This window comes from Nibribacter ruber (genome assembly GCF_009913235.1).
Taxonomy (GTDB): Bacteria; Bacteroidota; Bacteroidia; order Cytophagales; family Hymenobacteraceae; genus Nibribacter; species Nibribacter ruber.
This window is the reverse complement of record NZ_CP047897.1, coordinates 1,397,815-1,420,015: the sequence shown is the minus strand read 5'-3', so window position 1 is coordinate 1,420,015 and position 22,201 is coordinate 1,397,815. Positions and strand designations below refer to the sequence as shown.

General features: G+C 49.7%; 15 protein-coding genes. 6 read left to right on the top strand and 9 right to left on the bottom strand.

Translation table 11 applies throughout. From position 1 onward, the window contains the following. The first annotated feature begins 449 nt into the window (after window positions 1-449). Complete coding sequence (locus GU926_RS06010; RefSeq protein WP_160689982.1) at window positions 450-1,880, top strand: CCA tRNA nucleotidyltransferase; 1,431 nt, start codon at window positions 450-452, stop codon at window positions 1,878-1,880. A gap of 118 nt (window positions 1,881-1,998) precedes the next feature. On the opposite strand, the gene GU926_RS06005 is transcribed toward GU926_RS06010, so the two are convergent. From GU926_RS06005 to GU926_RS05990, 4 genes are all read right to left on the bottom strand, one after another. After that, complete coding sequence (locus tag GU926_RS06005; RefSeq protein ID WP_160689980.1) at window positions 1,999-2,361, bottom strand: hypothetical protein; 363 nt, start codon at window positions 2,359-2,361, stop codon at window positions 1,999-2,001. Between the two features lie 141 nt (window positions 2,362-2,502). Further along, window positions 2,503-3,327 (bottom strand): TraB/GumN family protein, encoded by an 825-nt coding sequence (locus tag GU926_RS06000; protein WP_160689978.1) that lies wholly within the window; start codon window positions 3,325-3,327, stop codon window positions 2,503-2,505. A 347-nt stretch (window positions 3,328-3,674) separates the two neighbouring features. Further along, window positions 3,675-6,167 (bottom strand): GIN domain-containing protein, encoded by a 2,493-nt coding sequence (locus GU926_RS05995; RefSeq protein WP_160689976.1) that lies wholly within the window; start codon window positions 6,165-6,167, stop codon window positions 3,675-3,677. Between the two features lie 2 nt (window positions 6,168-6,169). Continuing rightward, on the bottom strand, window positions 6,170-6,508 hold the full coding sequence (locus tag GU926_RS05990; RefSeq protein ID WP_160689974.1) for a PadR family transcriptional regulator: 339 nt from the start codon (window positions 6,506-6,508) through the stop codon (window positions 6,170-6,172). 289 nt (window positions 6,509-6,797) lie between these two features. Between GU926_RS05990 and GU926_RS05985 the strand changes: the two genes are divergently transcribed. Together GU926_RS05985 and porU2 are read left to right on the top strand one after the other, a co-directional pair. After that, entirely contained in the window at window positions 6,798-7,877 is a 1,080-nt protein-coding gene (locus tag GU926_RS05985; RefSeq protein WP_160689972.1) for a putative type IX sorting system protein PorV2, read from the top strand. Between the two features lie 19 nt (window positions 7,878-7,896). Beyond that, window positions 7,897-12,891, top strand: a complete 4,995-nt coding sequence (porU2, locus tag GU926_RS05980; protein WP_449406802.1) for a putative type IX secretion system sortase PorU2 — start codon at window positions 7,897-7,899, stop codon at window positions 12,889-12,891. A 296-nt stretch (window positions 12,892-13,187) separates the two neighbouring features. Here porU2 and GU926_RS05975 read toward each other — a convergent pair whose 3' ends face one another. The 3 genes from GU926_RS05975 to GU926_RS05965 are packed head-to-tail and all read right to left on the bottom strand — an operon-like array spanning window position 13,188 to window position 15,887. Further along, window positions 13,188-13,694: a dihydrofolate reductase gene (locus GU926_RS05975; protein WP_160689968.1), complete on the bottom strand. Its 507-nt coding sequence runs from the start codon at window positions 13,692-13,694 to the stop codon at window positions 13,188-13,190. Beyond that, window positions 13,691-14,629 (bottom strand): methionyl-tRNA formyltransferase, encoded by a 939-nt coding sequence (fmt, locus tag GU926_RS05970; protein ID WP_160689966.1) that lies wholly within the window; start codon window positions 14,627-14,629, stop codon window positions 13,691-13,693. Before fmt ends, GU926_RS05975 begins: the two co-directional genes overlap by 4 nt. A 1-nt stretch (window position 14,630) precedes the next feature. Then, window positions 14,631-15,887 (bottom strand): exo-beta-N-acetylmuramidase NamZ family protein, encoded by a 1,257-nt coding sequence (locus tag GU926_RS05965; protein WP_232058447.1) that lies wholly within the window; start codon window positions 15,885-15,887, stop codon window positions 14,631-14,633. Window positions 15,888-16,096: 209 nt separating this feature from the next. Between GU926_RS05965 and GU926_RS05960 the strand changes: the two genes are divergently transcribed. Next, window positions 16,097-17,311, top strand: a complete 1,215-nt coding sequence (locus GU926_RS05960) for an ABC transporter permease (protein ID WP_160689964.1) — start codon at window positions 16,097-16,099, stop codon at window positions 17,309-17,311. Window positions 17,312-17,545: 234 nt separating this feature from the next. On the opposite strand, the gene GU926_RS05955 is transcribed toward GU926_RS05960, so the two are convergent. Next, on the bottom strand, window positions 17,546-18,337 hold the full coding sequence (locus GU926_RS05955) for a mechanosensitive ion channel family protein (protein ID WP_160689962.1): 792 nt from the start codon (window positions 18,335-18,337) through the stop codon (window positions 17,546-17,548). A 45-nt stretch (window positions 18,338-18,382) separates the two neighbouring features. Beyond that, entirely contained in the window at window positions 18,383-19,081 is a 699-nt protein-coding gene (locus tag GU926_RS05950) for a peptidoglycan DD-metalloendopeptidase family protein (RefSeq protein WP_160689960.1), read from the bottom strand. Window positions 19,082-19,304: 223 nt separating this feature from the next. Between GU926_RS05950 and GU926_RS05945 the strand changes: the two genes are divergently transcribed. Both GU926_RS05945 and GU926_RS05940 read left to right on the top strand, forming a co-directional pair. Next, the gene (locus GU926_RS05945) at window positions 19,305-20,384 is read left to right on the top strand and encodes a ferredoxin--NADP reductase (RefSeq protein WP_160689958.1); all 1,080 of its coding nucleotides are present in this window, start codon (window positions 19,305-19,307) and stop codon (window positions 20,382-20,384) included. A gap of 18 nt (window positions 20,385-20,402) precedes the next feature. After that, the gene (locus GU926_RS05940; RefSeq protein WP_160689954.1) at window positions 20,403-22,136 is read left to right on the top strand and encodes a M3 family oligoendopeptidase; all 1,734 of its coding nucleotides are present in this window, start codon (window positions 20,403-20,405) and stop codon (window positions 22,134-22,136) included. Window positions 22,137-22,201 lie beyond the last annotated feature (65 nt).

Sequence of the window (22,201 nt, the reverse complement as noted above, 5' to 3'; positions counted from 1 at the left end):
GATTGCAAATCCGTTTTCCAAACGTTCAGGATTCCAAATCCTGAACAGCAGGAGTTGGTAGTATTGTAGAGACAACGGCACTGCCTTGTCTATCACGCATTGCCTTCAACTGCCGGAATGCATCTGCTGGTGTAAACACCCCTCTACGCTCCCCTCAAGGGGAGAATCCCCATTGATTAAGCGTCTGTTTAGTTCGCTCACAAGGTCCTTTCAGGATGACAAAAAAGATAGGTTGAATATAGGTTGGCACTTGAAGACCTCATAGTGTGTGCAGCTCCTGCGAATGTCTTCTGCCATTTTTCACCTAATTCCCAGAAAACAGGCCAAAAACGGAAAAGGCAGCAGGTTTGGCAAAGGGCGGCGGTTAGGCTACCTTTGCACCCAGGTTTTTACAAGACTTCTCTTGCCGAGGTGCTTGCGTATAAATGCCATTGATTACCCTGTTGCCTATGACCACTGATATTACGCTTCCAGATCATCCCATCTTTGCCACCATTGCCCATGCCGCCCATGAATTAAAGGTGGAAGCGTACGTGATTGGGGGCTTTGTGCGGGATTTAGTCTTGAAACGTCCTTCTAAAGACATAGACGTGGTCTGCATAGGCAGTGGCATTGAGCTGGCGCACGCAGTATCCCAACAGTTGGCTCATACCCCCAAGGTGGTGGTGTTCAAAAACTTCGGGACGGCCATGCTCAAGACAGATGACGGTTGGGAAGTTGAGTTTGTGGGTGCTAGAAAAGAGTCATACCAATCGCATTCGCGCAAGCCTGAGGTAGAGCAGGGAACGCTGGAAGATGACTTGAATCGCCGTGATTTTACCATCAATGCCTTGGGCATCAGCCTCAATGAAGGCACCTACGGGCAGGTGATTGACCGGTTTGACGGCCTCAAAGACATGCGCCGCAAAAACATCAAAACGCCCCTGGAGCCCAGCATCACATTTTCAGATGACCCTTTGCGCATGATGCGCGCCATCCGATTTGCCAGCCAGCTGAACTTTGACATTGACCCAGACACCTTTGACGCCATTTCTGAGAACAAGGAGCGTATCAAGATTGTCTCGCAGGAGCGCATCACCGATGAGCTGAATAAAATCATCCTCTCTAAGAAACCGTCGTACGGGTTCAAGCTCTTGTTCCAGACGGGGCTGCTGCACCTCATCTTCCCGAAGATGGTGAAACTGCACGGCGTGGAGACCATCAACAAGAACAGCCACAAAGACAATTTTTACCATACCCTGCAGGTGCTGGACAACGTGGCCGAAGTCTCTGATGACCTTTGGCTTCGCTGGGCCGCCATTTTGCATGACATCGCCAAGCCTGAAACCAAGCGCTACAACGAGAAAGTAGGCTGGACCTTCCATGGCCACGAAGACCGCGGCGCGCGCCAGGTGCCTAAAATCTTCGCTGATTTAAAGTTGCCGCTCAACGAGCACATGAAGCAGGTCCAGAAACTAGTACTCCTTCATTTGCGCCCCATCGCGTTAGTCAAAGACACCGTCACCGATTCTGCTATTAGAAGACTCTTGTTTGAAGCCGGCGAGGACATTGACCTGCTCATGCAACTCTGCAAGGCAGACATCACTTCCAAGAACAACGACAAGGTCAAGCGCTACCTGCAGAACTTTGAGAAGGTAGAGCAGAAACTGAAAGAGGTGGAGGAGAAAGACAGCCTGCGTAACTTCCAACCGGTCATCACGGGTGAGGTAATTATGCAGACCTTCGGGATTGCGCCGTCTAAGGAAGTGGGCATCTTGAAAAACGCCATCACTGAGGCCATTCTGGAAGGCGAAATCAGGAATGAATATGAGGATGCGTTCCCGTACTTGCTGATGCGCGGAAAGAAGATGGGCTTAACAACAGTTGCCCAAGCTGATTAATTTAGAGCCTTTGTCACGGATGCCGTTTTTGGCCTGATTTATAGAAATCAGGCCAAAAACGGCATCCGAATTTTAAGTCTGTGGTTGTTTCAAGGTAGTAAGGCTGAGACAGCGCTTGCTAACTGGGTAGTTCACTGGTGTATAGTGGGATCACTCCTTTATATTTGCCTTCAATAGGTGGATTGGATGTTTTGGTTTCTTTCATCGCAGGCTTTCGGGGGCAATCAGTGGTACTTTTTACCAAGGCAACAGCATTTTGTAAAACACTCTTCTGGCAGCTTTCTAAGGCAAGAAGCTGTCTCTGATTTTCCTTGGCAAGAGGTCCGGTTATACTTTCAGAAGTATTTTGCTGAACAGGGGAAAATGGTTCGCTCTCCAGTAAGTTGAGGTTTAATACCGGAAGTGTGTTGGGAGCAGATTTGCCAGGCGTCAACAATAGCACACCAGACAGGATATAAGTAATAAGGCAGATAGTTTTCATGGGTAGGTACTAAAATCTTTATGGAATCTATCACAGGAAAGCTTACTTCTACCTAAGTGAAATAAGAACAGCTTCTGCCGGAGGCGGTAAGTCAGTTAATAAACTATCTTACCAATTTGAAGCCCTGGGGGACTAACAATCTTATTTTTTAGCGAAGGCCGGTTCCACGCACACCGCGTGGCTAGAGCCGCTAATGGCAAAGACCTTTTCGTTTTTGGCCAGTAATTCTTTCATGACGGCAATCATCTTCTGGTTGCGCAGGTCATTGCTCACGGCCATCAGGTCTGCCAGATAACCCGGCAGTCCATATTCATCTGAGGTTTCGCGCCAGTCTTTGTCCGTTGGGAAGTGTTTTTTCCAGACGCGGTCCACGTCGGCTACGGTCTTGAAGTTTTCCTGTTGGTTCACGTATTCGGCGCGCTCCAAAAACTCTTCAATGTATTTCTCCGGTGATTCTGGCTTCCCGAAGCGTAGGTTCCCGAAGTAGGGGTTCAGGATTTGGGCTAGGGCTACTTGTTCGGCAGAAAACTTAGAAACCAGTTGTTTGGCCAATTCCTCTTTAGGCAAATCCCAGCTGTAGACTGGCACATTGTGCGTTCTGGCCAGGTCCAGTACTTTGCCATTTTCGCCTAACTCTTTCACGGGATCAATAAAGCTGGGCGGGGTAAAGCCGGGTTTGCCTTCTATTAAAGCAACTGTAGGCTGTAGAGCATTCCATTTAGCTTCAATTTGGGCTATTTGCGGGTCCTGAGGGTTTTTGGTATGTGAGGCGCCAAAGATAACATAATGGTCAGAAGCCACCACGTATGGTCTGGGGTGCTGGGCATATTTGGAGTATTCTTGAAAAGGAATGTATGCGTCTTTGGGATTATAAGTAGAGGCCAGTGGATAATAGTCTGATGAATGACAGGAGGCCAACAGCAGAGAGCTTAAGAGAAAAGATAAAAGGATGGAAATGGGTTTCATAGTGGTCAGGTTGGAAAAGTAGGAGGTACCCTCAGCCAGCATCCATAAAATGTGCAGACAAAAAAGCTGAGAAGGAATAAGGTCTGGAGGAGGACTTCCGGCGGAGGCGGAAGTACAAAAGAGGGAAAAAGCGGGGGGAGGTTGTGTAAGGCGAGCCACTCAAAAAGCCAGTGGCTCGCCTTGGGTATAGAACACAAACAACCAAATTCAAGGAAAAGGAAGGCTTTGCCAGAAGCGCGCCCTCCTTTAAACAACCTGTCCTCCTGAAATCCAAAAGAAGAGGAAGGCTGTCATGAGGTTCGTTTTTGGCCTGTTTTCTGCAAAACAGACCAAAAACGGCTTATTCATTAGCGGCGGCGTCTTACTTGTGACCCGCCCGACTGGTCTCTGTTCACTAGTTCAGCGTCCCCCACATACTCAATGTTGCTGGCACCGCTGGCGTCTGCGTTAAGCACGCGCTGCACGTTCACTACGGCCTGGCTGGCACCACTTAAGTCCACGTCTGCACGTTCTGTGATGAGGTTGGGGGCTTCAATGCCACAGGCGCCGCTGGCGTCCAGGTTCATATAGTCGGCACTGCCTTTGATGCGCAACTGAGAGGCACCACTCAAATCCAACTCCAGGTTTCTGGTATTTATGTTCATGGCTACCTCAGTGGCACCAGACATGTTGAGTTTAAAGTCTTCAGGCGCAAACCCAAAGATTTCTGCTCTTATAGCACCGCTCAAGTCTACTGACTGCAGATCTGGGGTTTCGATCTCAATCAAGATAGGGCGTTTATTGCTGTCCCATAGTTTAAAGAAGGAACCACCCTCGCGGCTGATTTTAAGGACGCCGTTCTGCTCACGTATCCGCAGTTTGTCCAGCTCCTCGTCGTTGCCCTGCACACGCACAGAATGACGGTATGATTGCTTGATCCGGATGTGATAGGCGCCGCCGGCCACTATTTCATTGAACTCGCTAATCTTGTACACTTTGCGGGTGCCGTCATAGTCGCCGTTCAAAATCTCCAGGTCATCGCCAAGGGCCATGCCGTTTCTTCTAACGCCGGTGGTGTCTGAGGGGCTGCTGGTGCTGTTGTCAATGACGCTGCAAGACACGCACACCAGACGGCCGTTTTTCATTTGCCACAGGTTTTCGGCCACATCATTTTCGTCATAGTCGCCGTTGGTGATCTCATACCCGAAGTGATCGGCGAAGCCTTCAGAGAACCTGATCTGCTTGCCTTCTGGCACTAATATTTTGATGTCCAGGTCTTGTCCCCGGAAGATGGCATTATTGTTAAAAGTAAAGGCGTCGTCAAACCGGATGGTAGAATCGTTCTGCTGCACCAGCTTGTAAGAAATCATACGGGCGTTGGCAATGGCGTTCTCTTCGTTCACACCTTGGGCTTGGTACGTCTGCACCACTTTTACATCGGTGCCGTTGTAGCCTTCAATCTCAATGTCTAAATCGCCGTAGTCATAGTTAGACTCACGCAGGTTGAAGTTGATGGTCTTCACGTTGGCGGCCGGGAAGGTAGTGTCTTTGGTAAACTCGCCGTATTCCTGGAACTGGCGGGCGGTCATGGCAATGCCAAAAACAAGCGTCACCACAGACAATAACCAGATGCCTAGCATAGACCAACCCACGGTAGGGCGTAAAATCTGGCGTTTCGCTAACAGACCAATACCAATCAGGATAAGGGCAATGGCAGGGATGATGCCGGCAAAGAAGCCAGAAATGGTAATCCAGCCCGGTATGCCGTTGAAGAAGGCCGTCACCGGAATCTCATTCATGTTGAAGAACTCAGAGTTGGACATTCCGCCAAGGGCTGTTCCTAAGCTCACGAATAAGGCAAAGGCTAGCGTACCGCCCAGGAAAATCATGAACAGGCCGGCTACCACGCGTATCATGGTAATCAAGAAGCCTAAAATGGGGTGTAACAATCTGGAAAGCACAGAGATGATCTGAGAAACTAGACGCACGGGAAACAATAGGATTTTAGCCAAAGCACTTTCTTCGCCGTTGGCGTCGCGCATGTTCAGGTTGTTCTTCACAGACTCTTCAATGCTGGACAAGGTCACCGGATTGCCCTGCATTTGTACGCGTTCGGTGATGGATTTTGCCTCTGGAACCGCTATCCAGAGGACTATGTATATCAAAAATCCAATACCAAAAAACGCGAAGATGAGGAACAACAATCTTATGATGGCTACGTCTGCGCCAAAGTAGATGGCAATACCGCTGGCCACGCCGCCCAGTTTCTTGTCTACCGGGTCTCTGAAGAGCTTGCGTACCTGGGTTTCTGGCAAAGCCGTGTTTTCTGGCAAGGCTATCCAGCAGATAACGTACAGGATTACGCCAAACAAGGTGATACCACCAGAGAACGGAATGCCTATCACTAAGAATACGAAGGCCAGGCGCACCCAAAGCGGGTCTGTTTGCAGGTAGTTGGCAATACCCGCGGCTACACCAGCCAACACCTTGCGGTTCACATCGCGGTACAGGCGTTTCTGTTCACCAGGGGCTTGCTCGTAGGTGTTGCCGGTAGTAGAAGAGTACGCAGTGTAGGCAGATTCTGTCTCTTCTCTTTCTTCCATCTGGAAGTCGGTCACCGTTCCCATTTGCAGAATCAGGTCTTTCACATCTTCCTGGGTAATGACTTGTTTGCCAGGGTTCAGGCGGGAGAAAAAGATTTCCGCTATCCGGGATTCAATGTCGGCCACAATCTCCTCGTGCCCTTCATAGGTGGAGAAGTAGCGCTTGATGGCGGCCAGGTACTGGCTCAACATCTCATAGCCGTCTTCCTCCACGTGGAAGATCATGCCTTGCAGGTTGACACTTATGTTCTTTTTCATGGTTACTTGGATTTCTTGTGGTTGATGATGTAGGTGGTGGAGTCTACCAGTTCCTGCCAGGTAAGTCTCAGTTGGTCTAAAAACTGGAGGCCGGTAGGGGTGAGGGTGTAATACTTGCGGGGCGGTCCTGAGGTGGACTCCACCCAGGAGTAGTCAAGGAGTCCGGCGTTCTTCAATCTGGTCAACAGTGGGTAGAGCGTCCCCTCCACTACTATCATCTTCGCTGAAGTAAGTTCCTCCAGCATGTCGGAGGCGTAGACTTCGCCGCGGGCGATGATTTCCAGAATGCAGTACTCCAGAATCCCTTTCCGCATCTGCACTTGTGTGTTTTCTACTTTCATGGTCTGTGAGTCTGAAATTGTTGAAACAAAGATAATATAAGGTACTATGTAAAACAAGGTACTGTGAAAAAATATTTTTTGTTTCGTTTTTGGGTTATTTTCTGGGAAATAGGCCAAAAACGAAATAGGTGGTCAGCTATATAGAAGTGTTTGAAAGAAAAGCGGCTTAAAGTGGAACATAGCCGGGACAATCCTTGTATTAGGGCAAGAATGGAATAGGTGGTATGCCGTGTAGATACAGTATATTTACATTATTATTCCATAGTGGTCACGTGATTAGGTTTTCCATATGCCAAAACGACTATTACCCGTCTTTTTCCTTTCTCTCTCTCTTCTTATTGCTACCAGCGTCCAGGCACAGGAGGTGTCGGCACCAAAGTACAGCAATGAGTTTCTGAACATTGGCGTGGGTGCCCGGGCTTTGGGCATGGGAGGCGTGCAGTCCGCTATTGTGCGGGACGTCACCTCTGGCGTCTGGAACCCTGCCGGTTTAATGGGCCTGAAAAACAGACACAACGTAGGTTACATGCACTCAGAGCTGTTTGCCGGTATTATCAAGAACGACTTCGGTGCCTATGCCACCACCCTTGATTCTTCCAGCGCTTTGGCTGTGTCTGTGATTAGACTAGGCGTGGATGACATTGCCGATACCCGCCGTTTACAAAATGAATATGGGGCTATCCAGTATGACAGTATTGAGTACTTCTCGGTAGCTGATTATGCGTTCATTGCTTCGTATGCCCGCAAAAGCAATTGGTTGCCCGGCTTAACGCTGGGGGCCAACGCCAAAGTCATCTACCGCAACGTAGGTGATTTTGCCAATGCCTGGGGGTTTGGATTTGACCTGGGTGCTCAATTGCAGCGCGGCAGCTGGCAGTTTGGCATCATGGCCAAGGACATCACCACCACCTTCACCGCCTGGAAACTGAACCCAGACGAACTGGAGTCTACTTATCTCAAAGATCAGGAGTCTTTCAACGCCAACAGCATAGAAATTACATTGCCCAGGTTAATTCTGGGAGTGGGACGTTCTTTCCAGGTGTCAGAAAAGTTCTCTGCCTTGGTGGCCACAGACCTGGATGTCACCTTTGACGGAAAACGCAACACCTTGCTTTCTTCTAATGCTGTTTCCATTGACCCGAGGGTGGGGGTAGAACTTGGCTATGCCAATACAGTCTTCTTGCGCGGTGGCTTAAACAACGTGCAACAGATAGAAGACCTGGATGGTAGCAGCAGTTGGAAAGTGCAGCCCAACTTTGGAATTGGTTTCGCCTCTTACGGCCTCATGCTGGACCTAGCCCTTTCTAAGGTAGCCGCCGACAGCAAGACCTCCTCTGTGATTGTGTCGCTTGGTTATAGTTTTGATTAGTTCTAGAGTACTACTTTATATGTTCAAAAAGATTTACTCATTTAAAGCCTTCTTACTGGCTTTCTTTCTCGTTGGGGGCTTCTGCTTAGGGGCTTCCAATTCGGCTTTAGCCCAACAGGTGACCTACGGAAACGAATGGATCAATTACAGCCAGAAATACTATAAGATACAGGTGCCAGCCACCGGCATTTACCGCCTGGACCAAAGCTACCTGCAAGCCGCTGGAATCTCTGGGGTGGACCCCCGCAAGTTTCAGCTCTTCAGAAGAGGGCAGGAGGTGGCCATTCATGTAGCAGGTGAAAGCGACGGCTCCCTGGACAACGGTGATTACATAGAATTCTATGGAGAGCAGAATGATGGAGCATTGGATAGGGAATTGTACCAAGATCCGGTAGCCAATCATATCAATGCGCTCAAAAGTCAATACACAGATACCGCTGCTTATTTCCTTACCTGGTCAGCGGTAGATGGAAAGCGGATGGAGGCCTTTTCTCAGTCCGCTGCCGGTTTAACACCAGAACCGTGGCACTGGCAAGAAACCCCAATTTTCGATGAATTTGAATTTGTCTGGGGTAAGCAATATGGCGGGGCTTTCATGTCTTGGATGGACGCAGGTGAAGGCCTGCTAGGAGGATCTACTGCAGGGTTTACATTCAACCTTCCCAATATGGCCACCAACCTTTACAATGGTCCAGGTGCCGGTGCCCCTAGTGTAGAAATTGCCTTAGGAGGCGCCAATGACAACATACATGACATTGATATTTATGTAAGGCCTCCGGGAGGAGCAGAACGGCGCATTGGGACTGAACGCCTGGTGGGGTATGAGTCTTTCAAAAAGAAGTTTCCTTTGGCAGTGACAGACTTTGGAGCCAATGGAAGCTTAGCTTTAAGGATTACCGCTAGAAACTCGGCCTCACGGTACAGGACCAGCTATTTTAAAACTTATTTCCCGCAGAAAAATATCATGGCTTCTGCCGGCGGTCTCCCTTTTAAATACGAAGGCAATCCTACCGCACCTTTATATTTTGTATTTGACGGTACGGCTGCAGCCAACGCTATTGCTTATGACATTACCTCTATGGGCAATATTAAGCGCGTGGAGGGAGTAGTGGCAGGTGCTCAGAAAGGTTTTGTGCTGCCGGCCAGTTTCAAATCGGGGTATCTATGGTCTGCAACTAGTCTGGTCCCGCTTCCCGCCAAGGCGGTTATGTTTAAGTCGGTGGCTGGAAACAAGGCTGATTATCTGATTGTGTCTCATAAGAACCTTATGGTGCCTTTTGGCGAATCTACCAACGCAGTAAAAGACTATGCTGCTTACAGGGCCTCTATTCCCGGTGGCGGCCATGATACGCTGGTAATGGATGTGGACCAGATCTATAACCAGTTCTTCTATGGTGAAAAATCACCGGCGGCTATTAGAAGGTTCATTAAAATGATGGTGGCTACGGGCAACCCAAAATTCCTTTTTCTAATTGGTAAAGGAATTGAATACAGGACCAAGGCGGTAAGAAATGCTCCGCAAGCTGATTTAGTGCCAACTGGTGGTAACCCGGGTTCTGATATTTTTTATACGGCCAATTGGGAGCTGGGAGAGTATTTCCCGGTGGTGGCCACCGGAAGAATAGCCGCTACGCAACCGCAGCAAATATTAGACTACCTAACTAAGGTCAAGGCACATGAATCCCTGCCACAGAACCTGGAATGGCGCAAGAATATCCTGCATCTGGGAGGTGGTATAGACGGCCCGGAAAGAACCATGCTGGCAAACTACCTGAAGGGCTTTGAAAGAATTGCCGAAGGGAAATGGCTGGGAGCCCGCGTAACGACCAAATTGAAAAGCTCCATAGCCGGTGATATTGAAAACATTAACATTGCCGATGAACTGAACAAAGGCTTGTCTATGGTGACTTTCTTTGGGCACAGTTCCACCAGTTTCTCAGATTTGGAAATTGGCTTGGTGTCTAATGTGCTCAACGGGTATAAAAATAAAGACAAGTATCCTTTCATACTAATGAATGGGTGCGAGGCCGGAAACAGCTTTGTGCAGGCCAAATCCTTTGGGGAAGATTGGTTGTTGACTCCAGACAAAGGTGCCATTGGCTTTTTGGCGCACGTACATGCTGGGCTTCCGCCTCTTTTGAATGTTTTCAGTACTAACTTTTACAATGCAGTCTTTGCCAATGAGGCTAGTTTTGGTAAGACCGTTGGCGAGCAGCATGCTTTAACTATTAAGAATACTTCTTCGGTACTAAATATTGGAGCAGCTAAGGCCATGTACATGCAAATGGTGCTTCAGGCAGACCCTGCTGTGGTGATTGTTGGCCCAGAGAAGGCAGATTATGCCGTGGCAGAAGGGGGCATCTCTGTCCAGCCCATTGGAGAAGAGAAGGTGACCGCCAACTCAGAGAAATTCTCGCTGCTGGTAGACATTAAGAACCTGGGCAAGGTGAACACAGACTCGTTCTATGTTTTGGTGAACAGAACCTTGACCAACGGAACGGTTTTGAAGGACTCCATGAAAGTGGCTCCCATCTATTACCGTGATACGGTGGCCTTTGAACTGGCGGGCAACCTGGCCAATTCGGCGGGCATCAACAAGTTTGAGGTGATCATAGACCATGACCAGAAGATTCCTGAGTTGGACGAGGCGAATAACACCGCTACATATGAATACTTCATGTCACAGAGCGGGGTGATTGCGGTAGGGCCACAGGAATTCTCCATTGTAACCAAAGGCAATGTCAAGCTGATTGGGCAGTCTACTAATCTTTTGATGGCTCCAAGAGACTATTACTTTGAAATAGATACGGCCAGCACCTTTGACAGTCCTTGGAAAAAATCGCAGGTGGTAAGCTCTGCCTCGGTGCCAACCTGGGAGGTGGCTCTGCCTGAAGTGAACGGCGGGGACAGCGTAGTCTATTTCTGGCGGTTCAAATACAATACTTTGGGGCCAGACGAAGAGGAAATCTGGGCCAACAGTTCCTTCCGCTACATTCCTAACGGGAGCGAGGGATGGTCACAGGCTCGTTTTGCTCAGACATCAAAAGGTGAACTCACCAAACTGTTGGTTGCGCCAGGCGAAAAGAAATTTGATTTTGCGCCTTTGTTCAAACGCATAGAGATGCGAAGCGGCGGCGGGCAACACAAGATGTCCTTTACCGCACCCTACGGTATCTTCATTGACGGTAGCAGCTTTATCTGGGACAACTGCGGATTCAACAATCCTAACATTTATGCCATCGTCTTCAATGACGTCACCCTGGATCCTTACACTAAGATGCCGGCAGGTACTGGTGCTCTATGTGGTTTTGACACCAACGTGATTTACCAGTTCACCAACCTGGGGGCGGCTACGTACAGAGACAGGCTGCAAGCGTTCTTGAAAACCATTCCTGAAGGATATTATGTAGCCATTGTAGGCATTAACAACGTGCCGTACAGCACCTTCAGCAGTTCTTTGAAAGAGGCCTTCAAGGGCATCGGGTCTAAGCTGATAGACGATTTGAAGACGGGAGATCCTTTTGCCATTCTGGGTAGAAAAGGGTCTGCTTCAGGAACGGCATTGGAACAAGGTGCTAACCCAGACGACCTGACCACGCCACGTGATTTGCAGATGGTGCGTTTAGAGAAGCAGCTGCAAGTACATGGCAGAGAAGGATCATTGACTTCCAACCTGATTGGGCCGTCAAACCAATGGAAAACCTTGATGCATCAAGTACAAACCAGCGGCGCAGACATTTACGGCGTAGATATTATTGGCGTGACGCTGGACGGGGAAGAAGAGGAACTGTACTACGATATCTCTGCGAAGAGCTATGACATCTCAGGCATTGATGCAAAGGTCTTCCCGTACCTGAAGCTGCGCGTGAACATGAAGGACACGGAGCAAAGAACGGCACCTCTTCTAAAAGAGTGGACGGTGCTGTACAATGCCGTGCCGGAAGGAATCATGCGGCCAGACCTGGCAGGGCTTGAAAAAATCAATACCATCTCTGAGCAGGCTACCAACGGAAAGATAGATTTACGACTGGCTTTCCAAAACGTATCTGAAACAGACTTCAGCGGGGACGTATCCATTGAGACCACTCTTTTGATGGAAGACGGTACCTCTACCACCAACCTGACCAAGGTAGGAACGCTGGAGAAGAATGATACCATCTACTTCAATTACACGCTGCCTACCCTTAACATGAAGGGCACGCACCGGCTTCGGTTTACCTGGAACCCTAAACTATTGCCAGAGCAGAACTACAACAACAACATCCTGGAGATTCCATTCACGGTAAGCCAGGTGGCGGGCATGCCACCAGTATTGGATGTAGTGTTTGACGGGACGCATATTCTGGACCAGGACATTGTTTCGCCTAACCCGGTGATCAACATGATGCTGAAGGACAACAACCGCAAGATCCTGATCACGGACCCAAGCTCCATGGAGGTATTCTTGAAACGGCCCACCGGCCCTAACTTTGAGGAGATTGCCATCAACAATAATCCAGAGGTGAAGTGGTTCCCGGCAGATGAGAAGAACGATTTTAGAGTTGAATTCCAGCCGAAGGACTTGGAGGATGGTATGTACACCTTGGAGGTTCAAGGCAAAGACGCTACGGGGCAGAAGGCGGCAAGCGAGCGCTACCGCATCAACTTCCTGGTGGTGAATGAGTCTTCCATCTCCAACTTCTTCCCGTACCCTAACCCATTCTCTTCTAAGACGAGGTTTGTGTTCACGTTGACGGGAAACTTCATTCCGGAGCGTTTCAAGATTCAAATTATGACCGTGACGGGTAAAGTGGTGAAAGAGATTCAACGGGACGAGTTAGGGCCTTTAAAGATTGGTAACAACATGACCGAATACGCCTGGGACGGCACCGATGAATACGGAGACCGCCTGGCCAACGGCGTGTACCTCTACCGCGTCATCATGGACCAGGGACCCGAAGAGATGAAGAAGCGCTCTGTTAACGGTGACCGGGCTTTCAAAAACGGCTACGGGAAAATCTACATTCTGCGCTAATCCGTTTTTGGGCTATTTTCTGGAAAACAGCCCAAAAACGCTTAAAAAAGAAGGAGCCCCTGAAATGTTCAGGGGCTCCTTCTTTTTTGCGTATCCTCACCAACCAAGGCAAAGTCTTCAAAAGGAAGTTGTTCTAATCTTTTTCATCTTTGGCCAAACCTTTTAGTGATTTGCTTTACTGAGTTATGGTTTAAGCTAACTATAACCGTTTTTGGCTTGTTTTCTGTAAAAGAGGCCAAAAACGGATATTTAACTAAAAAGGAACGGCCCTTGAATTGTTCAAGGGCCGTTCCTTTTTAGTTGGCACTGAAGCCTGCTATTCGCCGGAAGGTGAAGAACGAGAAGGGATAGGCGTGCTTCTCGTCTGCCTCATGTTCCTGTTGGTTGGTGATGTCCCATTCCTCAGGGCTCAGTTCCGGGAAAAAGGCGTCTCCGTCAAAAGATTCATGTACCAAGGTTAGATGGACCACCTCCGCCAGAGGCAGGGTTTGGTTGTAAATGTCGGCGCCGCCCACTACCATCACTTGCTCGTCTAAGGTCATGGCTTCTTGCAACGCTTCTTCCAGGGAGTGCGAGACTATGCAGCCTTCTGGTGCCTGCAAGTCTTTCTGGCGGGTAACGATGATGGAGGTGCGGCCTGGCAAAGGTTTTCCAATGGCTTCAAACGTCTTACGGCCCATGATCATGGGGTGGCCCATGGTCAGGAGTTTGAAGTGCTTTAAGTCTTCGGGCAGGTGCCAGATGAGTTGGTTGTCTTTGCCAATGACGCGGTTCTCAGAAATGGCTACTACTAAATGAATCATGCGGTGGCTTGAAAGTTGAAACCTCTTAAAAAGTCCTGGACAGACATGCGCTTTTTCCCTTCCATCTGTAATTCAAGAATAGAATAAGCAGTACCGTCTGCACATTGAAGGTGAATGTATTTCTTGTTGTCTGTTTGTAAAGTGCCTGCCGGTAGAGTGGTCTCTGCAGAAATGGCCTCGCCCTTAAGAATTTTGAACTGCTTTCCTTCCAAGATTGCCCAAGCAGCCGGGTAGGGAGACAAACCCCTGACAAAATTATGCACTTTCTCAGCAGGCTGGTTCCAGTTGATCTGGCAGGTTTCCTTGAAAATTTTAGGGGCCATGCGCGGCTCCTTTAACTGCGGTTGCGGATAGGGCTGGGTGTTTTCTTGCACAATGGCCGTGACGGTGTCTAACAGCAATTTGGCACCGGCGTGTTTCAGTTTCTCATAGAGAGAACCAAAATCATCTTCTGGGGCAATGGCTACCTTTTCTTGCAGGATGATGTCACCAGTGTCAATCTCATGGCGCAGAAAGAATGAAGTGACGCCGGTTTCCTGGTCGCCGTTGATGATGGCCCAGTTGATGGGCGCGGCACCGCGGTAATGCGGCAGCAAGGACGCGTGAATGTTGAGCGAGCCCAAGGGCGGCATGTTCCAGACAACCTCGGGCAGCATTCTGAAGGCTACAATCACCTGCAGGCTGGCCTTAAAGCTCCTGAGTTCTTCTTGAAAAGCTGGGTCCTTTAAATTAGTAGGCTGCAGCACCGGAATACCGTGCTGCAAGGCCACTTCTTTCACCGGCGAATAGGTGAGTTTAAGGCCTCGGCCGGCGGGTTTGTCTGGCGCTGTGATGACTGCCACCACGTTCCAGTTATTTTCTATGAGAGCCTGTAGTCCGGGTACGGCAAAATCTGGGGTACCCATGAAAATGATGCGCAAGTCTTCTTTCTGCATGTTACTGGGCATCTGGGTAAAGTAAATACTGCTGGCGCATTTTCTTGTATTGATCTAAACCAGGCTTCCAACTGGCTCTAATATCTTTTTCAGAAAGTCCGGCCATTATCTGTTTCTGCAACTCTTCTGTACCGGCCAGGTTCTTGAAGAAGTTGTTGAAGAACTTCTCCTTCTGTCCAGAAGCCTGGTAAAAGTCCAACAGGTAGCTCAGTGTGAAGTTTTCTCTGAGCTGTACGTTTCTCAAATCCTTTCCATAGCAGACCTGGTTTTTGTATGGCGGGTCCATGGACATGCCTTGGATAGGCACCGGCTTGAACGAGAAAGATTTGTCAGGATAATATGGCGCGCCAATCACCTGAAACGGCATTTGCGTGCCGCGTCCCATGCTCACCGTGGTTCCTTCAAACAGACACAGGAACGGGTACAGTTTAATGGACTGGTCATTGGGCAGGTTAGGCGATGGCTTGACAGGCAAAGAATAAAACTGCTTGCGGTCATAGTTCTTGACGGGAATAATCTTCACCTGCGCCTGTAAGCCGTTCTTCAGCCATTTCTGGCCGTTGATCATCTGGGCATATTCGCCCAAAGTCAAACCATGCGCGATGGGAATGGTGTTCATGCCCACGAACGACTTGCGCTCAGGTACCAGCACCGGACCGTCAATCAGGTAGCCAATGGGGTTGGGGCGGTCCAGCAAAAGCATGGGTTTGTTCAGTTCGGCGCAAGCTTCCATCACGTAATGCATGGTGCTGCTGTAGGTGTAGAACCGCACGCCCACGTCTTGGATGTCAAACAACACCACGTCTACGTCTTTCAGCTGTTCTGCCGTGGGCTTTTTGTTGTTGCCATACAAAGACAGAATGGGCAGGCCGGTCTTGGCGTCTTTGGTATTGCTGATGTGCGCGCCGGCGTCTGCGTCTCCTCTAAAACCATGCTCAGGTGCGAAAATCACAGAGATGTTCACGCCTCGGCTTAAAAGGCTGTCTACCAAGTGTGCCTTGCCAATGATGGACGTTTGGTTGACCACCATGGCTACGCGCTTGCCTTGCAGGTAGGGCAGGTATAACTCTGTCTGCTCAGCGCCCGTTAGGAGGGGAGCCTGCAACTGCTCTATCACCGTGGGCGCAGCGCCGGTGGTTTGACCGGCAGAGGTGTTCACGGCAGTATTGCTGCTACTGGTGGTGGAGGCAGTGGGCTGGCAGCTTGCCAACAGGAGGCCTAAAGCGGCACAGCGTATGGTGGAGTATATCATCAGCATTAGTTTAACAAAAACAGATAGCTATCTTTAGAGCGTGTTTACATTTTTATTTTGCGCTACAAAACGGTATCAAAAGAACCTGACTTCGCCATTTTCTCTCACCGTAGCGCTGCTAGGCTGCTCAAAAATCGATTCGCCAGAACCTTTTGCTCCCATTTTTCGCTTGCAAAACAAAATGTAAACAAGCTCTTAATCTCAATTTAGAAACAGTGAACCTCTCCCGCTACATAGCCGGTCGTTTGTCCGGAGCCCGTTCTGACTCTTTTACCGCGTCTGTCACAAAAATAGCAAAGTTCAGCGTAGGGCTGGGCATTGCCATCATGATTGTTTCATACGCCATCCTGCAGGGCTTTCGGCACGAGATCCAAGCCAAGATTTTCAGCTTTGGCGGACACCTGCAAGTAAGCAAATTTGACACCAACAATTCCTTTGAAGGCTACCCCATGAGCACGAAAACAGGATTGGAGGACTACAAGAACATACCAGGCGTGGAGAAATTGCAGCCCTTCGCGCGCAAGACGGCCATCATTAAAACGGAGGACGAGGTGCTGGGCGTGGTCTTGAAAGGCGTAGATTCTACCTATGATTTCAGGAGCATGCGGCAAAACATGGTGTCTGGCTCCGTGATGGAGTTCACAGATACGGCCGCCTCTGAACAGATCATGATGAGCCAGATCATGGCCGACAAGCTGAGACTCAAAGTAGGCGACCGCGTGCTGTTTTACTTCATCCAGAATCCGCCTCGGGTCCGCAAGTTTGAGGTGAAAGGCATATTTAAAACCGGGCTAGAGGAATTTGACAACGTGTACGTGCTGGGAGATTTGCAACAGATACGCGATCTTAACCAATGGCCAGATTCTTTGGTGGGCGGTTATGAGATTCTCTTGAAGGACTTCACGCAGATTGACACGGTGGCCAGCCAGGTCTTTGACAAGATGAACTATGACCTGCAACTGGAGAAGATCACCGATACCTACGCTCAGTTGTTTGATTGGCTGGAACTGCTCAAGCGCAACGTTATCATTTTTCTGGTGCTCATTATTTTCGTGGCCACGTTCAACATGGTCTCTACGCTGTTCATCATGATTCTGGAACGCACCAACATGATTGGCGCGCTAAAAGCCATGGGAGCCACCAACGGACAAATCCGCGGCATTTTCCTGCACCGAGGCCTCAAGCTCACCATCTCTGGTTTGATTGGCGGTAACCTGCTGGCGCTAGCTTTCTGCTTTGTTCAGGACTATTTCAAAATCATCCCCCTTGATCCTGAAAACTACTACATGGACACCGTGCCTATTTTCTGGGATTGGCGCATTTGGGTAGTGGTGAATGGCATTACCTTCCTGCTCACCATGCTGTCCATCTTGCTGCCAACTTTATTAATTGCCAGAATACATCCCGTAAAAGCCATCAAGTTTGATTAAGCTGCAAAACAAAGAAGCCCGCTTTACAGAGCGGGCTTCTTTGTTTTGCAGCAAGTGCCGTTTTTAGCCTTTTTCCCAGAAAGTAGCCCAAAAACGAAACACACTCAATTTTCATGGCGAAAGCGGATGCTTGTGCCATGGTAAATTACATTAGCCGTTTTTACTTCTACCTGGCTTTGGCTTCTGTTCTATCGTTTTTGGCCTCTTTTTCAGAAAATAGCCCAAAAACGAAGGCTACTTCAAGGGGATTTCTTCTTTCTCAAAAGCGTCTTTTATTTGTTCGGTGAGGGAGTCAAACACGTTGGAACGGGAGCGCCCGCGTTCGCCAAGCACCCACGCGTGCACAAACAACGTTACCGTTTGCGCAGAAAGCTTCTCTACGCCGATAGTTGGGGCAGGCTCCTGTAAAACCAGCGGCTCAGCGTCAATCACCTGGTGTAACACGGCCTTAACTTTTGACAAGGGTACCGAGGCATCCACCACCAATTGAATCTCCAAGCGGCGGTTTTTCTCCACGTCATAGTTCACAATCACGGCCGAGGCCAAGGGGCCGTTGGGTAGAAAAACGGTTTTGTTGTCCTCGGTGATGATGACCGTATTGAAGATGTTGATGATGCAGACTCTGCCTTTCTGACCTTGGGCTTCAATGAAATCTCCTACCTTAAACGGTTTAACGGTGAGCAACAGCACGCCGCCGGCAAAGTTAGACAGACTCCCCTGCAAAGCAAGACCCACGGCCAGACCCGCCGAACCCAGTACCGCCACAAAAGACGTAATCTCCAGCCCAACCTGCGCCACTACCACCATGAACAGCAAGACCAAAAGGGCAATGCGCAACACGTTCCGTAAGAAAGGCCGCAAGGAAGGATCCACGTTGCGTTGCTTCATGACGCGGTAGGCAAAATTGGTGACGCGCCCAATGATCCACAGGCCTACAATTAAGATGAAGATGGCAATCAATAACTTTATGCCATACAGCACGGCAAAGTCTTGAATGCTAAGTACTAATCGGTCTAGGTCAAACATAAGGTAAAGGCAAAGAAGGAAGGCGTCTTCCTGTTAAGTTAAAGGTTATTGCAAATGTACAGAGTTGAGGAGCAGGTTGGGGTTGAGGCAGATGTTTTGGTAATAGGCCACTTCTGACGGCGCGCACACCCCAGGGAAATCACCCGTCTTGCCCAGCATGTCTGTCATCACCTGGAAATGCACATGCGGCGGCCAGTCGCCGTTTTCTGGGTACGGGCCCATGGTGGCAATTTGCTCTCCGGCGGCAAACTCCTGGCCTATGAACTTGCCCGCCAGACTGGCTCGGCTGAGATGTCCATACAAGGTGTAAAAGACCAGTCCGTTTAGTTCATGCTCCAGAATAAGGGTGGGGCCATAATCCCCGAAGTTGTTGTTGTCCTGAAAGCTGTGCATTCTGCCGGCCACGGGTGTGTAAATGGGAATGTGCGCCGGTGCCCAGATGTCTACGCCCAGGTGAATGTTCCTGGATTCTTCAGGGCCACTGAAATGGTTGCTTCGGCGGTAAATGACCCGGTTCTCAAAATATCCGCCCACGCCCACGGTAGCGTTCTTCTCGCGAAGCATGTGAGCCACAACCTGTTCAAATTCTGCCGTGTCTCGTAAATTAGAGTGCAGCAGGGCCGGGTTGGACGCAGAAAAATCTAGGAGCGCCACGTCTGGCCCGTTTAAATCATGGTCTAACACCGGTGCAAACGTGCCGGCGCGCGACTGCAGGCTCTCTATCAAGTGGGCAGGATGGTTCATGGCACGGCTGGGTAGGTAAATCTGTAGGCTGGTAAAAAACGTAAACTTACTGTTGCCGGCGCATTCCTGCTACTACCCAACCCAATAAATTGCCCAAACCGTGTAGAAAGAAGATTGCAGTAGAATTTTGGACAGGCGTTCGGGCAGGATGCTGAAATATCGTAACTTTCGGGCTGTAAACCAGTTTAGCAAACGTAAGCGTTTGTTTTCCATTCCTAGAACTATGAGCAATACTCACTACCACATGAAGGTGGCGGACATCACCCAAGAAACCTCCGACGCTGTAACCCTTCATTTAGAGCATCCCCAGAAAAATAGCATCACCTTTATTCCGGGTCAGTTTTTAACCCTGATCATTCCGGTGAATGGTACCAAGGTGCGCCGCTCTTACTCGTTGTGCAGCACCCCAGATGATCCAAGGTTCTCTGTGACCGTGAAACGCGTAGATGGCGGTTTGATGTCTAATTACATCCTGGATAACGTCAAAGTAGGACAGGAAATTGAAGTGATGGCCCCGCTCGGGAATTTCAACCTGCAAGCCGATGCCTCTAAAAAGCGCCACATCTACCTGTTTGGTGGTGGTAGCGGTATCACGCCATTGATGTCCATGACCAGAACTATCTTAAAGGATGAGCCTCAGAGCCGGGTGACCTTGATTTACGGGAACCGCAATGAGAACTCTGTCATCTTCAAAAGCGAGTTTGACCGTCTGGAGCAGGAAAATCCTGAGCGTCTGAAAGTGGTCTACGTGTACAATGAGTCCCTGAAAGACGCCACGGAGCAACAAGAGGAGAATATTGGCCTGTTGGACCGCATGATGGTCATCAAATTGATGGACAAGTGCAAGGCGCCGGGCTTTACAGAGGAAAGCTTCTACATGTGCGGACCAGAAGGCATGATGAACGAGGTGCGCGACGCCCTGCAGTTCCTGCGTGTGCCTTCGGACCGCGTGTTCAAGGAAAGCTTTGTGGCACCAACCACGCCCGAAGACAAGAACGTGACCGGCGCCAACGAGACAGATGAGATTGTGACCCAAACGGTGACCATCATCTATGAAGGCAAAGAGTACAAAGTAGAAGTAGAACCCAACGAGACCATCCTGGAAGCCGGTCTGCGGGATGATATTGATTTGCCGTATTCTTGCCAGGCCGGTCTGTGTACCGCCTGCCGTGGCAAATGCCTAACCGGGCGCGTGCATTTAGATGAGCGCGAAGGCCTCTCTGACTCTGAGATTGCCCAAGGGTATGTACTAAACTGTGTAGGCCATCCGCTCACCTCAGACGTGGTGATTGAGATTGGATAATCGTTTTTGACCTGTTTTATGGAAAATACCCCCAAAACGCTCGCTCTGCCCCAGCGTAAACCCCGCGTTTACATGCCCGAAGAGTTTGAGGTTTCTGATTGGGCTTCTTTGGAGCCTATCTTTGAGGAACTGAAGAACCGTCCCGTCAATTCTCTGGCCGAGCTGGAGAAGTGGATTTCTGACCGCAGTGAGCTGGAAAGTGTGCTGTCAGAGAATCTGGCATGGCGCTACATCAAGATGACCTGCAACACTCAGGATGAGGCCCTCACCGAAGCGTTTCAGTTCTTTGTAACGGAGATTGAGCCGAAGGCCTCGCCGTATGACGATGCCTTCAACCGTAAGTTGGTGGAATCTCCGTACGCTGACCAGCTGGACCAGAAGCAATACTTCATCTACCTGCGCGGTGTTCGTAGAGCCATTGAGCTGTTTAGGGAGGAGAACATTCCATTACAGACAGAAATAAGCACCAAATCACAGCAGTACGGCGCCATTGCCGGCGCCATGATGGTGACTTTGGACGGCGAAGAAATGACCCTGCAACGCGCCTCTGACCGCCTTAAGCAAACCGACCGCGCCGTGCGTGAGGAAGCCTATAGAGCCATTCAGGAACGCCGTCTGCAAGACAAAGACAAACTGGATGACCTGTTCACCGAACTGGTGGGCCTGCGCAATCAAGTTGCTAAGAATGCTGGGTTTGACAATTTCAGGGATTATATGTTCGCGGCCCTCGGCCGGTTTGACTACCGTCCAGAAGACACGTACGCCTTCCATAAAGCCATTCAAGAGCAGGTGGTACCAGTAACGCGTCAGATTGACAAGGAGCACAAAGACAAGCTGAAGCTAGATACTTTGCGCCCTTGGGACATGGACGTGGACCCGAGCCTGTTGCCACCGCTGGAGCCGTTCAAAACCGGCGAGGAACTGCTGGAGAAAACCATTGACTGTTTCTATCGCTTAGACACCTTCTTAGGCGATTGCCTGGTGACTATGCGCGAGATGGGACACTTGGATTTAGAATCACGCAAAGGAAAAGCCCCAGGCGGGTACAACTACCCACTGGATGAAATTGGCGTACCCTTCATCTTCATGAACGCTACCTCGTCTTTACGTGATGTGGTGACTTTGCTCCATGAAGGCGGCCACGCCGTACATTCTTTCCTGACCCGTGACTTGCCTTTGAACAGCGCCAAACACCCACCTTCTGAGGTGGCGGAGCTGGCTTCTATGTCCATGGAGCTGATTACGCTGGACCACTGGGACATCTTCTTCCCTAACCGGGAGGATTTGGTGCGCGCCAAGCGCCAGCACTTAGAAGGCGTGTTGGAGACCTTCCCGTGGGTAGCTACCATTGACAAATTCCAGCATTGGATTTACGAGAACCCTAACCATACCGTAGAAGAACGCCACGATAATTGGGTGCGTATTTTTGAGCAGTTCAACCTGCATGAAGTAGACTGGACTGGCCTGGAGCACGTGAAGCCTTACATCTGGCAGAAGCAGTTGCACCTCTATGAAGTACCATTCTACTACATAGAGTACGCCATGGCCCAACTAGGCGCCGTCGCCGTCTGGAAACGCTATAAAGAAGAACCAACTGCTGCCCTGGAAGGCTACAAAAAAGCCTTGAGTTTGGGTTATACCGCCACCATCGGGGAGATTTATGCTGCAGCGGGTATTCGGTTTGACTTCTCCAGTGAGTACATCCAAACGCTGGTTGACTTCGTAAAGGACGAAATGAAAAAATTGGGATAGGCGTTTTTAGCCTGATTTCCTGAAAATAGCCCAAAAACGGAAGAGGCCTCCTTATATCAGGAGGC